Source organism: Staphylococcus pseudintermedius (assembly GCF_001792775.2).
Lineage (GTDB): Bacteria > Bacillota > Bacilli > Staphylococcales > Staphylococcaceae > Staphylococcus > Staphylococcus pseudintermedius.
On record NZ_MLGE02000009.1, the window covers coordinates 13,143 to 27,943 of the forward strand.

Below are 14,801 nucleotides of genomic sequence, written 5' to 3' on the forward strand. Positions count from 1 at the left end.
ATGTAGGGGGTAAAAATCAATGCTTAGATATACGTTAAAGCGTTTACTGTATATGGTTATTTCTCTATTCATCATTGTTACCATTACATTTTTCTTGATGAAATTAATGCCAGGTTCGCCATTTAACGATGAAAAGTTAAGTGAACAACAAAAAACAATTTTGAATGAGAAATATGGATTAAATGATCCACTGCCTGTTCAGTATGGCAATTATATGAAAAATGTTGTAAAAGGAGATTTTGGAAACTCATTCCAATATGATAACCAACCTGTTTGGGATCTTATTAAACCGAGATTAGTTCCGTCGTTTCAAATGGGCTTATTTGCGATGGTGATTGGTGTCATTTTAGGGGTGATACTCGGGGTGATTGCAGCGACCCGACAAAACACATGGGTAGATTATCTCGCCACCTTTATATCGGTTATTGCCATTTCGGTACCGTCATTCGTATTAGCCGTATTATTACAATACGTGTTTGCGGTACGTTTACAATGGTTCCCGGTAGCTGGGTGGGAAGGGTTATCTACAGCAATCCTACCATCTCTCGCATTATCAGCTGTTGTTTTGGCAACAGTAGCACGATATATTCGAGCGGAAATGATTGAAGTGTTGAGTTCTGATTATATATTACTTGCTCGAGCAAAAGGGAATTCGACGGCAAGAGTATTATTTGGGCACGCGCTACGAAATGCACTGATTCCAGTTGTCACAATCCTTGTACCGATGTTAGCGAGTATTTTAACTGGGACATTAACGATTGAAAATATCTTCGGTGTACCAGGACTTGGTGACCAGTTTGTGCGTTCAATTACGACGAATGACTTCTCAGTGATTATGGCGATTACATTGTTGTTCAGTACATTGTTCATTGCTTCAATTTTCATTGTGGACGTCCTTTATGGCTTAATTGACCCACGAATTCGCTTGCAAGGAGGTAAAAAATAATGTCAAATCAAGAACGTCATTTACCACAAGATGATCATTCAGGCGCGACAGTTGCGCAAACCTCTGGAATTATGCACGAAGATTTTATTCGTACAGGGACACCGGATAGTGGAGAACAAGAATTCCAACGTGAAGGTCGCACATTTTGGCAAGATGCTTGGGCACAATTGAAGCGAAATAAACTTGCTGTCGTTGGGATGATAGGTCTTGTGATTATCATTTTATTTGCTTTGATTGGACCATTACTCAACGACCATGATTTTGCAGAACAAGATGTACAACGTCGAAACTTACCTGCGAAAATTGCAGTATTAGATAAAGTACCATTTCTACCGTTTGATGGACAAGGTGTCGAAGGTAATGCCTATGAAAAAGCACACGTGACAGAAAACTTCTGGTTTGGTACAGACCAACTCGGACGTGATTTATGGACGCGTACATGGCAAGGGACACAAGTATCACTCTTCATCGGTCTTGTGGCCGCGTTATTAGATATCTTTATTGGTGTCATTTACGGTGCGATTTCTGGCTATTTTGGAGGTCGTGTTGACGATGTCATGCAACGTATCATCGAAATTATTTCTTCAATTCCAACGTTAATTGTCGTGATTTTATTCGTTTTAATTTTTGAACCATCGATTTGGACAATTATTTTAGCGATGACCATCACAGGTTGGATTGGGATGAGCCGTGTTGTACGTGGAGAATTCTTAAAATTAAAAAATCAAGAGTTCGTTTTAGCATCTCGTACATTAGGCTCATCGAATTTAAAACTTATTTTTAAACATATTTTACCGAATACGCTAGGTGCAATTATTGTAACTTCGATGTTTACTGTACCGAACGCAATTTTCTTTGAAGCATTTTTAAGTTTTATTGGAATCGGGGTACCTGCACCAAGAACGTCATTGGGTTCACTTGTAAATGAAGGACGTGCAATGCTATTAATCCATCCGCATGAGCTATTCATTCCAGCGGTGGTACTGAGTTTATTAATTCTATTTTTCTATCTCTTTAGTGATGGGCTACGCGATGCATTTGACCCTAAGATGCGTAAGTAAAGGAGGAATGTACAATGTCTGAACGTGTATTAGAAATCAATGACTTGCATGTCTCCTTTGATATTGAAGCAGGGGAAGTGCAAGCGGTGAGAGGCGTTGATTTGTACTTGGATAAAGGTGAAACGTTGGCCATCGTTGGAGAGTCAGGTTCAGGGAAATCTGTTACAACGAAAGCGATAACGAAATTATTCCAAGGACAAACAGGTCGCATTAAAAACGGTAGTATTATTTTTAACGGAGAAGATTTAACACAAAAATCGGAAAAGGAACTCATGAAATTACGTGGGAAAGAAATTTCAATGATTTTCCAAGATCCGATGACGTCACTCAACCCAACGATGAAAATTGGGAAACAAGTGATGGAACCGATTGTGCGTCATATTGGATTAAGTAAAGCTGAAGCGAAAAAACGTGCCATAGAGTTATTAAAATTGGTTGGCTTAAAGCATGTGGAAGAGCGTTTTAATGCATATCCACATCAATTTTCAGGTGGTCAACGTCAACGTATCGTGATTGCGCTGGCATTGGCATGTGAACCGAAAATCTTAATTGCCGATGAACCAACAACGGCACTTGATGTTACGATGCAAGCACAAATTTTAGACTTGATGAAAGAACTTCAACAAAAAATTGATACGTCTATTATTTTTATTACACATGATTTAGGTGTCGTGGCGAACGTGGCAGATCGCGTTGCAGTGATGTACGGTGGGCAAATGATTGAAACTGGGGATGTCAATGAAATTTTCTATGATCCAAAACACCCTTACACATGGGGCTTGCTTTCATCTATGCCAGATTTAGGAATGGCAGATGATACGGCGTTAATGGCGATTCCGGGATCACCACCAGACTTAACACGTCCACCTAAAGGAGATGCCTTTGCGGCGCGTAGTGAGTATGCGTTGGCAATTGATTTCAAAGAGGCACCGCCATGGTTTAAAGTGTCGCCAACACATTTTGTTCGTTCATGGTTGTTAGATGAGCGTGCACCTGAAGTTGAACCGCCAGAAATGGTAAAGCGTAAGCAGCGTCCAATGCCGAACAACTTTGCCAAACCAGAACGCGTAGAAAGGGTGTCGTTTAATGAATGAAAAAGAAGTATTAGTTGAAGTGAAAAATTTGAAGCAATATTTCAATCAAGGCAAACGCAATGAAGTTCGTGCGATTGAAGATATTTCTTTTAAAATTTTTAAAGGGGAAACTTTCGGACTTGTAGGCGAATCAGGTTCTGGTAAATCGACAACAGGTAAAGCAATCATCAAGTTGAACGATGTGACAGATGGACAGGTGCTTTACGAAGGGGTTAACATTCAAGAAATTAAAAAACGTAAAGATTTATTGAAGTTTAACAAAAAGATTCAAATGATTTTCCAAGATCCATACGCATCACTGAATCCACGTTTAAAAGTTATGGATATTGTTGCGGAAGGAATTGATATTCACGGTTTAGCGAAAGACAGTAAAGATCGTAAAAAGCGTGTCTATGATTTGTTGGAAACTGTAGGATTAAGAAAAAGTCATGCCAATCGTTATCCGCACGAATTCTCAGGAGGTCAACGTCAACGTATCGGGATTGCCCGTGCATTAGCGGTGGAACCAGAATTCATTATTGCAGACGAACCAATTTCAGCATTAGACGTATCGATTCAAGCACAAGTCGTCAACTTAATGCAAAAATTACAACGTGAACGCAATATCACATTTTTGTTTATTGCACATGATTTATCAATGGTGAAGTACATCTCGGACAGAATTGCCGTGATGCATCTTGGACGAATTGTAGAACTCGGACCTGCTGATGAAATCTATCATAATCCGATTCACCCTTATACGAAGTCTTTATTGTCTGCCGTCCCACAACCTGATCCAGACAGTGAGCGTACAAGAACACGTGTCGCTTACGAAGAGGATCAAACGAAAAATGATCAACGTCGATTAGTGGCGTGTGCGAAAGATCATTATGTGTTTGCGACAGATGAAGAATTGAAACAATATCAAACGGAACACCAATCAGTCGGTGTATAAAGACGGGAAGGGGGAATCACAATTGAAAAAGCAGCATAGATTTAAATTATTGATTACATCTATTTTATCAGTACTTATATTAGCAGCTTGTGGTAACAACGGTGGGATTTATAGTGATGAAGGACAAGTATTTCGTAAAGTGATTGCGCAAGATATGTCCTCACTCGATACAGCCAAAGTGACCGATTCTGTTAGTTTTGACAAATTTAACCAAGTATATGAAGGTTTATATACATTGGATGGTCACGATAATGCACAGCCGGGTGTTGCGAAAGGCCAACCGAAAATTTCTGATGATGGCAAAACATGGACAATCGAACTCCGTAAAAATGCGAAATGGTCGAACGGTGATCCTGTAACGGCACACGATTTCGTCTTCGCATGGCGTCGTGTATTAGACCCAGATACAGCTTCAGAATATGCATATATTATGTATGATTTGAAAAATGCTGAACAAATCAATACGGGTAAAAAGAAACCTTCAGAACTTGGTGTGAAGGCTCTAGACGATTACACTTTACAATTTGAATTGGAAAAACCGATTCCATATTATAAAGAAATGTTAGCGTTCGGTACGTTTTTACCACAAAATGAAAAAGTCGTGAAAAAATTCGGCGATCGTTACGGTACAACTGCTGAAAAAGCCGTGTATAATGGACCATTTAAAGTGAAACAATGGGCCGTAGAAGATAAAATTTTATTAGTTAAAAACGACAAATATTGGGATAAAGATGTTGTCAAACTTGACAAAATTAACTATAAAGTGTTAAAAGACGGTCAAGCAGGTGCGTCACTTTATGATACAGAATCCGTCGATGATACGATAATTTCATCAGAACAAGTGGATAAATATAAAGGAACACCAGCATTACAAAAACGTTTACTTGCGGCGACATTCTATTTGAAATTAAATCAAGATGCTGTGCCTGCATTGAAAAATAAAGATATGCGTCTGGCATTGGCAAAAGCGGTTGATAAACAAGCGTATGTTGATGCAGTGTTAAACAATGGTTCTGCACCGAGCGATGGGTTTACATCAAAAGAAACGGCAAAAGCTCCTGATGGTAAAGATTATGCAGAACAAATCAAGTCACCATTAAAGTACAATCCAGATGAAGCAAGAGCCAACTATGAAAAAGCGAAGAAAGCTTTAGGTCAAAGTGAATTCACGTTTAAAATGAATACAGATGATACACCAGCAAACAAAATCTCAGCAGAGTTTATTAAAGCGCAAATTGAGAAAAATTTACCGGGTGTGACAATCAAAATTCAACAGTTGCCATTTAAACAACGCATAGCTCGTGAACAAAGTGGAAAATATGAAATTTCTATCTCAGGTTGGGGGCCAGATTATCCAGATGCGATGACTTTTCTCAACATTATGACTACAGGTAATTCATCAAACAACACAGGTTGGAGTAATAAAGAATATGATCAAAAAATTAAAGACGCGAATGGACCGTTGTTAAGTGATGTTAAAAAGCGTAACCAAACTTTAGTGGAGGCTGAGGAACTTTTATTAGCTGAAGCACCTATCGCACCAATTTATCAAAAAGGTGAAGCACATTTAACGAACCCACAAGTGAAAAACTTACAATATCATAATATTGGCGGAGATACTTCGTTAAAATACGCTTATATCGATAAGAGTATTGACAGAGAAACGGGTAAGAAGAAAGAAAAGTAATTGAAAGAATGAGTTAAAAAGTGTGTTATTGTTTAGGTTTATCCTATGCAGTAACACGCTTTTTTGTGGGAATAAGTTGCAAATGGTCAGAATTATAAAAACAGAGGAACAAAACTTTGAGAATAAACGAGTATGAATCATAGGATAAAGCAATAAACTTGAGATAAATTAAAAAAGTTATCTGCACATCAAATGAATTGTTAAAGATAGAAAAAAGTGAAGGCATTATGATAATAAGCAGAGTAACAAAGGAATAGGCATGTGAAATAAAAAGAGATGTTGAAATTAAAGCAGTTGTAAGTCTGATAGCGACTAGGTCGAGGCTCCCGAGGGATGAAGTTGAAAACAAAATAACGTCATTTAACTTTGATAGTGGCTACTGTTTAACGCAGTAGCTGTCTGACTTCTCAATGCATATACTTTTGAGAAGTCTAGTCAGCCTTGCGGGGGCAGTACGACGAAATCTTTGCGACACATGCGATTTCTGTACTGCTCCCAAATTTAGTTAAGGCAAGTCCCTTGGGAACGCGAGACCTAGGAAGTAATCTATAGACTTGCAACTTTACTTTTTAAGAAAGAGGGGAATACTAATATGGATTCAAGAGATGCACTTTATCGCTTACGTCCTAACCCCATTGCTTTCTCCATTTTTTTCAATGTTTTAAATGATGCGCGATGTGCTTTGTCGCGGCCTTCATCTAAAATCTTATCTAATTCCTCTGATTCATAAAAACTATTGAACTTCTCTTGGAAATCCGTCAAGAAGTTTTCAACCACTTCTGCTAAATCTGCTTTGAACTTACCGTAACCTTCATTTGCATAACGGTCTTCCAATAACGCAATAGATTCACCCGTTAAGCTAGAATAAATCGTCAATAAATTCGTAATGCCTGGCTTGTTCTCTTTATCGAATTTGATAATCCCATCCGAATCTGTCACGGCACTTTTAATCTTTTTCGCAGCAACTTTAGGCTCATCTAATAAAGAAATGAAGTTTTTAGGATTGTCATCACTTTTGCTCATTTTCTTAGTAGGGTCTTGTAAACTCATCACACGACCGCCAACTTCTGGCATTTTAATCTCTGGCTTTGTTAAAACGTCATTATAGCGACTGTTGAAGCGGTCTACTAAATTACGTGTCAATTCGATATGTTGTTTTTGATCATCACCAACAGGTACGATGTCAGTGTTATACAAGACGATATCCGCTGCCATTAATGGGGGGTAAGTGAGTAATCCAGCTGGAATGCCTTCACTTTGTTTTTGAGATTTGTCTTTAAATTGTGTCATACGCTCAAGCTCACCGATAGAAGAGATTGTTGTTAACATCCATCCTGCTTGAGCATGCGCTGGCACTTCTGATTGGATAAATAAAGTGATTTTTTCTGGGTTCAGCCCTGTCGCAAGATAAATCGCTGCCAGCTGGCGAATTTGTTTTCTAAGCTTTAAACGATCTTGAGGTACTGTAATCGCATGTTGGTCCACGATACAAAAATAACAATCGTACTCATCTTGAATATCGACGAACTGCTTTAATGCACCGATGTAATTTCCGATTGTGGGGATACCACTCGGTTGAATTCCTGAAAATAACGTTTGCATAATGGATAGCCTACTTTCTTTCGTGTTTAATCGATACTCTTATTGTAACAGTATTTTCATCGTTTGTAAGTTATGATATGATGAACGTAATGATTAGATTGACGAAACTACTACTAAAGTCTGATTATTGAAATCATTGGATTATTTTGCATTTTTCTCATTTAATTTTAATGTTTAAGGTGTATAATAGAATCATAGCGTTAGAAGTGAAAACGTAAAGATTAGAATTGTTTTAACACACTTTGAGCAGTCAATCTTGAAACGTTAAATTACAATGAATTCATTTTCATTAAATTAGGAGAGTGAGATGTATGGTAACATTATTTACTTCACCAAGTTGCACATCTTGCCGTAAAGCGAAAGCATGGTTACAAGAACATGACATTCCGTATACGGAGCGAAATATTTTTTCTGAACATTTAACTTTAGATGAAATTAAACAAATTTTAAAAATGACTGAAGATGGAACGGACGAAATTATCTCAACACGTTCTAAAACTTACCAAAAATTAAACGTGGACATCGACGCATTGCCTCTTCAAGATTTATATGCGATTATTCAAGATAATCCTGGTATTTTACGTCGACCTATTATTTTAGATGATAAACGATTACAAGTGGGCTATAACGAAGATGAAATTCGTCGTTTCTTACCACGTAAAGTACGTACGTTCCAATTACAAGAAGCGCAACGTATGGTAGATTAAGCATATTGACTTCCCATTGTAATGGTGAGTTATATAGCAAAGGACTAGAACTATTGACGTTCCAGTCCTTTTTCTGTTTTTATCCATGTAACAATCACCCCATCCTACTTATAATTAAAACGACCTGTTCCATCAATATCGTCACTGTGCAGTCTAGGCATAAAATAGACATAGCCTAGAGAAAGCTACAAAAGTGGTGCGATAAATAGATTGTGTTATACTTAATATAGGACATTCGTGAAAGATTGTATGAGACAGACAAATAGATTGAGTTTTTGGAAGTTGTTTAATACAATAGGATTACTATTCATCGACTGTAAGGAGTGAGATGATATGAGAATAGAACGAATTGATGACATGACAGTAAAACTTTTTATTACGTATACAGATATAGAAGCACGAGGATTCAAACGTGAGGATCTTTGGACGAATCGTAAACGCGGAGAAGAATTTTTCTGGTCAGTAATGGAAGAAGTCAACGAAGAAGAGGATTTTGTAGTTGAAGGGCCATTATGGATTCAAGTACATGCCTTCGAAAAAGGTGTCGAAGTAACCATTTCAAAATCTAAAAATGATGATTTAATGCAAATGTCTGAAGAAGATAGCGCTTTTGATGAATTTGATAGTCAACTTAATGAATTGTTGTCGCAGTCGTTGAAAGATGAAGAAACAGATAACCATAAAGATTCAGAACAGTCATATCGTAAACGTCCTAGCAAAAACCGTACAACGACACGTACGGCCATCTTTAAGTTTGAAGATTTAGAAGATGTGATTGCTTATGCACATCGAAATGATCAGCGTCTCACAGAATTTGAAGACTTGCTTTATATGCTAGATGACACGTATTATTATGTTGTTCATTTTGACGAGACTGTTGCAGAAACGCACATTCATGACTATTATGGACAAATTTTAGAGTTTACTGCACCAAGTGATAAAACAGAATTTTATTTGAATGATTATGGTAAAATTGTGATGAGTCATAACGTGGTAGAACAAGTGAAGCGTTATTTCCCTGAAGCAGAATAAATTGAATATCAAATAAATCCAAAAGAGATCAAGTGTCATTAGCGCTTGGTCTTTTTTAATGTGTTCTTTCGCAATGCTTTTTATACATATTAGAAGAGAGCGGTCGGGCAGTTTCTCTACAATGACATAAGAATGAAGTCAGAAATTATCTTGCTTTGCCTTAGTTCACGATTAATGACGTGGTACCAAATGATATTTAATTATATTATTTGGTAAGTTGTCATCTATCCCAAGTATAAAATAATTCACCTATTTTGTTATTCATGTTTATCATCTTTATTTTTCTATTAAGTAGTGAAATTATTCCTGTTTATTTTCTTTGTGAAATATGCCAAAGTCTAAATTTTCTTGTCGACTCAATCGGGATATAGGTTTCGTGTAAGTGAAGGATAAATAGCTGTTTTGAGATACTATTGTGTATATCTTTTGTAGTGTTTTCTAGAAAAGACATTATAATATACAAGAAAATTTAATAACATAAAAATTACTATTGATTGCTATTGAGTATATATATATATATATATAAAGGAGGGGTGAGGAAGATAAGATGAAAAAGGTAACAAAACTTGTTTTTATTGTATTATTTCTTAGTATGTATACTCCGTCATATGTAAATGCAGAAGAATTCATAGCTGATGATGGAATTATTGAGTCACAAGCTACGGATATTTCTGCTATGCCAGGAGATATATTACCTATGCCTAGTACAGAAGCATCAACACAAAGTAAAGTTAATTTTAATAATACCGATAACTATGGAGATTTTTTTCCTCATGTCGAAAGTGCTATCGGTACTGACGAAAGGAAGAAAGTCACTTCATTTACTTCGTCTCCTATTAAAGAGAATGTCGCTATAAAAGTTGAATGGAAGAATTCAGAGGGAAATTACGAAGGATATGTTGCATCTGGTGTAATGGTTAGTAAAGATACTGTGCTAACTGCAGCTCGTGTTGTATATGATGAGGGAAGAAAAAAGATTGCAGAAAGAATAACTGTATACAGTGGGTTATATGGAAATATCATTCGAGGTTCTGCAAAAGGTATAAAAACGTATGTACTTAAAGGTTATACCAGTACACTAGATAGTAAATATGATTTAGCGGCTATAAAACTAGATACAAATTTAGGTAGTTTAACAGGCTCGTTGGGGATAACATCTACTATTGCTTTAGGGGATAAAATTGCAACAGCAGGTTATCCTGATGATAAGACGGATCGAACAAACAGTAGTGATTTAAAATATTATATGTGGCGATCTACTGGTAAAATAATGAATTTGGATAAATATAGAGTTTATTATGATGCCGATACATCTGGAGGACAAAGTGGTAGTGGTGTATAGGATGTTAAAAGCAACAAGCTTGTGGCAATTCATACAAACGGAGGTAAAACATTTAATTTTGGAACAAGGATTACTCCACAATATCTAGATTATATAAAATATTGGATTGGGACACCTGTGGCTCATACTTATAACAAAAAAGTTTCTATTTCAAAAGAAGGTCAACAATTGTGGGGAGATCTTCAATTTTTAAAAGTAAAATCTGAAATCAAAGGTAAACTTGGGAAAGTGTATAATGCTAAATATTACTATAATCATCCAAATGGTAATAAATACCTTTCTTTATACAATAAAGATGGCACTTGGGCAGGATATAGCAATATGAATCATTCAGTCAATGTTACTGCTGTTTCTTATAACAAAAAAGTAGTAATTACTAAGAAGAAATATGATTTATGGAATAGTTTTTATTTCGATTCAAAAAAAGGGAAAAGTGATGCATATGTTAACAAACCGGTTATTGCTAAATATATTTACACATTAGGAAACGGTAGACAATATTATTCTTTATACTCAATTAAAAGTGATAAATGGTTAGGCTATGTTAATGTTAATGCTACAAAATAGAAAATGGAGGTCTTTTTAATGAAGAAAACAATTTCAGTACTTGGTCTAGGGCTATTAGCAACATTTTTTGTAAGTAACGAATCATATGCCGCAGAAACGATTCAAAACAATACGTCATCAAGTGAAACGAATCAAAATTCAGATCAGACGCCGTTAGATCATTATATTCGAAAAGCAGATGGCACACTGGTTGAACCGAACGTGTACCCACATAAAGATTATGTAGAGAATGAAGGACCTTTACCAGAGTTTAAATTTCAAGTTGACTCTAAGAAAGATTCATCTGATCCAAATCAAGCACCGTTAGATCATTATATTCGAAAAGCGGATGGCACGTTGGTTGAACCGAATGTATATCCACACAAAGATTATGTCGAAAATGAAGGGCCTTTACCAGAGTTTAAATTTATGTATGCTGACAAACAAAATCATCATGACCAACAGAGTAAAAACAACAAGGATAAGCAGCGTGCAAATTACAGTGACAAAAAGCATAATGATCAGCCGGGTCATCCAAAAGCAGTCACGCCAGCTGTACAACATGATAAAGCAGTCACTTCAAACGCTACTGTAAAAGCATTGCCAAACACAGGTGAATCTGATAAAACAACACAATTACCAATCGTATTATCATTGTTATCTGTGGGGATTTTAGTTTTATTAAAATTGAGAAAATAAATAAAAGATAGATGTCTACATGAAAGAAAGGGATGACCCTGTTTGCGTAGGGTTTTCTCTTCTTATTTTAACTGTTCATATGGCATGGTTGGACGTGTCAGATTATCATGTTATGCATATTGCTGCGTAAGTCGAGGTTAACTGGAAAACATATAGATAAAAATGAGGTCAAGTGGTGTGTATCGCTTGGTCTTTTTTATTTGCGAAAAAAATTCACCTTATTCCAAAGTAATTCTACAAATTTAAACGTGTAATAGGATGAGGTGAAAAGAGATGTTAACAGCTTATAATGTACAATCACAACAAATTTTAGCAACACACGCACGTAAGGAAGAAGTGTATCATTGTCCAATTTGTAAAGAGGTATTGATTTTAAGGCAAGGGGTGCGAAAAGGTGCTCATTTTGCGCATTATCGGCATTCAATGGGGCATGTACATTTAAAAGGAGAATCTGTTCAGCACGCACGATGTAAAGCTGCTTTGTATGAACAACTTTGTAAGATTGATCCGGCAACACAATTGGAACCTTACATTAAAAAAATCACACAAATTCCAGATATGATTTTCAGAGCATGGGCTATTGAGGTTCAACTGAGTTCCATTGCGATAAAGACGATGAGAGAGCGGACAGAAGGATTGCTAAGTGAGGGGTATCGTGTTTTATGGTTAGCGAAAAAACCTCAAATGAAAAAGGGGCTTTATGTGTTATCGCAACTGCAACAACAATGTATCATCCCTTCTACAAAAACGTTGTATTGTATAGATACGACTTCATGTGAGCTGTTCAGATTATCTCACATGATACCGATTACCGCAAAAACCTTTCATGGAGAGTTAACACCACTTTCTATTCAAGCATTCAGCCAAGCGTTACAACAGGACCCTCAGTATGACGTGATTATCAGAAAGTTGTCGACATCTCAAATTTTGAAATACATTCAACAATGTCGGCGTCAAAACAATGTACTAGAGCCTACGCTGTCATTGATGTACCAAATGCGCATGTTAGACGAACAAGTTGTGAAAGTTACAGGCTTTTTATTTCCAGAACAAATATACATCCATACGCATCCAGTGCTATGGCAACTGTACATATTGAAATGTCTTCAAGCAGGTATACCGAGTCATTCACTGTTGTTAAAGCAGTTGAAGTTTCGTCATTTTGCGGTAGAGGAGTGCGACCGTCAACAGATTATCAACCGGATCGTACAGCGCTATTTAAAACTTCTCAATTTGTAGGTATATAGAGTGCATTATTATGAGAAAAGTGAGAAAATAGGAGTGTTACACACATCACGAGGAGGAATTTATAATGAGCCAACAATTGACAAGAGAACAACAAGAACAAAAGTATCCAGAATATTCATGGGACCTCACGACGATTTTCGAAAGTGATGAGTCTTGGGAAGCAGCGTTTAAAACAGTTGAAAGCTATCTTGGCAAAGAAGAGCAATTCAAAGGTCATTTAGGTGATGACGCCGAAACACTGTATCAAGCCCTTTCGTTAGAAGATGAAATTGAAACAGAACTTGAATCAGTTTATGTTTATGCACATTTAAAACAAGACCAAGATACAGCGAATGACAAGTACACAGGTTTTGAAGCGCGTGCACATCAATTAGCGATTAAATTAAGTTCGGCTTGGAGTTTCTTAGTACCGGAATTACTTCAAATCGATGAAAAAACAATCGAATCTTACGTTGCTGAACATGAAGGATTAAAACGTTTCGAATTTGATTTGAACTTAATTAACCAAAAACGTCCGCACGTCTTAGATGCAGAAAAAGAAAAATTATTGACTGAAGCACAAGATGCGTTGTCTACGCCGAGCAATGTGTTCAGTATGTTTGATAATGCCGACTTAACTTTTGATGATGTAACAGACAAAGACGGTGAAAAGCATGCATTGACGCAAGGTTCATTCATTAAATATTTAGAGTCAGATGATCGTCTGTTACGTCAATCAGCTTATGAAAACATGTATAAAGCCTATGGTAGCTATAACAATACATTAGCGGCAACATTAGCAGGTGAAGTAAAGAAACATGTGTTTAATGCACGTTCTCACAACTATAAGAGTGCAAGAGCACAAGCATTGGGGAACAATCATATTCCTGAAGCAGTATACGACAATCTCGTGAAAACAGTTCATGAATACTTACCACTCTTACATCGTTACACAAAATTAAGAAAAGAATTACTCGGTGTCGATGATTTGAAAATGTACGATATGTATACGCCAATGGTGAAAGACATCAAGTTTGAAATGCCTTATGACGAAGCGGTTGAGTGGATGTTAAAAGGCCTTGAACCGATGGGCGAAGAATACTTAAAAGTCATTAAAGAAGGTTTGAATAACCGATGGGTCGACGTTTATGAAAACAAAGGTAAACGTTCAGGTGCCTATTCATCAGGTTCACACAAAACCAATCCATTCATTTTATTAAACTGGTCTGACACGGTCTCTGACTTATATACGTTAGTACATGAATTCGGTCATTCAGCGCACAGCTATTTCAGCCGTAAAAACCAACCATCCAATATGAGCGGTTATTCTATTTTTGTAGCGGAAGTGGCGTCTACATGTAATGAAGCGTTATTAAGCCACTACATGGAGCAAAATTTAGATGACAAGCGTCGTTTACTGTTGCTCAACCAAGAATTAGAACGTTTCCGTGCAACGTTATTCCGTCAAACAATGTTTGCAGAATTTGAACATAAAATCCATCAAATTGAAGAAGCAGGGGAACCATTAACAGCAACACGTATGAACGAAGAATATGCTGCATTAAACCGTCAATATTTCGGTGATACTGTTGAAACAGATGAGTATATTAGTAAAGAATGGTCGCGTATTCCGCATTTCTATATGAACTATTACGTCTATCAATATGCGACAGGTTACAGTGCAGCACAAAGTTTAAGTCATCAAATTTTGACTGAAGGTGCACCTGCTGTTGAACGTTATATCAATGAATTCTTGAAAAAAGGAAGCTCAAATTATCCAATCGAAATTTTGAAAAATGCCGGTGTCGATATGACAACACCAGGTCCAATTGAGGATGCATGTAAAGTGTTTGAACAAAAATTAGACGCTTTTGAAAAATTAATGAAAGCTTGAGGATGCTGAATCCGTTTACAATATGTCAGA

General features: G+C 36.7%; 13 protein-coding genes. 12 read left to right on the plus strand and 1 reads right to left on the minus strand.

Translation table 11 applies throughout. The features are described 5' to 3' along the window. Window positions 1–19 precede the first annotated feature (19 nt). Genes opp3b through BJK46_RS07600 form a run of 5 tightly spaced genes read left to right on the plus strand, consistent with a single transcriptional unit; the run spans window position 20 to window position 5,722 of the window. Window positions 20–946: an oligopeptide ABC transporter permease gene (opp3b, locus tag BJK46_RS07580; RefSeq protein WP_014614380.1), complete on the plus strand. Its 927-nt coding sequence runs from the start codon at window positions 20–22 to the stop codon at window positions 944–946. After that, a complete protein-coding gene (gene opp3C, locus BJK46_RS07585) occupies window positions 946–2,007 on the plus strand; it encodes an oligopeptide ABC transporter permease (protein WP_020220060.1) in 1,062 nt (353 codons plus the stop codon). Before opp3b ends, opp3C begins: the two co-directional genes overlap by 1 nt. Window positions 2,008–2,021: 14 nt before the next feature. Further along, window positions 2,022–3,101: an ABC transporter ATP-binding protein gene (locus BJK46_RS07590; RefSeq protein ID WP_014614378.1), complete on the plus strand. Its 1,080-nt coding sequence runs from the start codon at window positions 2,022–2,024 to the stop codon at window positions 3,099–3,101. Continuing rightward, window positions 3,094–4,035, plus strand: a complete 942-nt coding sequence (locus BJK46_RS07595; protein ID WP_037543504.1) for an ABC transporter ATP-binding protein — start codon at window positions 3,094–3,096, stop codon at window positions 4,033–4,035. Before BJK46_RS07590 ends, BJK46_RS07595 begins: the two co-directional genes overlap by 8 nt. Before the next feature lie 22 nt (window positions 4,036–4,057). Further along, the gene (locus BJK46_RS07600; RefSeq protein WP_020220047.1) at window positions 4,058–5,722 is read left to right on the plus strand and encodes a peptide ABC transporter substrate-binding protein; all 1,665 of its coding nucleotides are present in this window, start codon (window positions 4,058–4,060) and stop codon (window positions 5,720–5,722) included. Window positions 5,723–6,334: 612 nt separating this feature from the next. Here the strand turns inward: BJK46_RS07600 and trpS are convergent. Next, complete coding sequence (trpS, locus tag BJK46_RS07605; protein WP_103263470.1) at window positions 6,335–7,324, minus strand: tryptophan--tRNA ligase; 990 nt, start codon at window positions 7,322–7,324, stop codon at window positions 6,335–6,337. 311 nt (window positions 7,325–7,635) lie between these two features. Here trpS and spxA point away from each other — a divergent pair, with 311 nt between their 5' ends. The 7 genes from spxA (at window position 7,636) to pepF (ending at window position 14,771) form a co-directional block, all read left to right on the plus strand. Beyond that, window positions 7,636–8,031 carry a transcriptional regulator SpxA gene (spxA, locus tag BJK46_RS07610; RefSeq protein WP_014614374.1) on the plus strand — a complete coding sequence of 132 codons (396 nt, stop codon included), beginning with the start codon at window positions 7,636–7,638 and terminating at the stop codon, window positions 8,029–8,031. Between the two features lie 333 nt (window positions 8,032–8,364). Beyond that, entirely contained in the window at window positions 8,365–9,063 is a 699-nt protein-coding gene (mecA, locus tag BJK46_RS07615) for an adaptor protein MecA (RefSeq protein ID WP_014614373.1), read from the plus strand. A 547-nt stretch (window positions 9,064–9,610) separates the two neighbouring features. Further along, on the plus strand, window positions 9,611–10,405 hold the full coding sequence (locus BJK46_RS12450; RefSeq protein ID WP_240621152.1) for a trypsin-like serine peptidase: 795 nt from the start codon (window positions 9,611–9,613) through the stop codon (window positions 10,403–10,405). 21 nt (window positions 10,406–10,426) lie between these two features. Further along, the gene (locus tag BJK46_RS12455) at window positions 10,427–10,972 is read left to right on the plus strand and encodes a hypothetical protein (RefSeq protein ID WP_015728883.1); all 546 of its coding nucleotides are present in this window, start codon (window positions 10,427–10,429) and stop codon (window positions 10,970–10,972) included. An 18-nt stretch (window positions 10,973–10,990) separates the two neighbouring features. Then, window positions 10,991–11,650 carry an LPXTG-anchored surface protein SpsR gene (spsR, locus tag BJK46_RS07625; protein WP_014614371.1) on the plus strand — a complete coding sequence of 220 codons (660 nt, stop codon included), beginning with the start codon at window positions 10,991–10,993 and terminating at the stop codon, window positions 11,648–11,650. Window positions 11,651–11,923: 273 nt separating this feature from the next. Continuing rightward, window positions 11,924–12,889, plus strand: a complete 966-nt coding sequence (locus BJK46_RS07630) for a competence protein CoiA (protein ID WP_014614370.1) — start codon at window positions 11,924–11,926, stop codon at window positions 12,887–12,889. A 73-nt stretch (window positions 12,890–12,962) separates the two neighbouring features. Continuing rightward, on the plus strand, window positions 12,963–14,771 hold the full coding sequence (pepF, locus tag BJK46_RS07635) for an oligoendopeptidase F (protein WP_101431414.1): 1,809 nt from the start codon (window positions 12,963–12,965) through the stop codon (window positions 14,769–14,771). The last annotated feature ends 30 nt before the right edge of the window (window positions 14,772–14,801 follow it).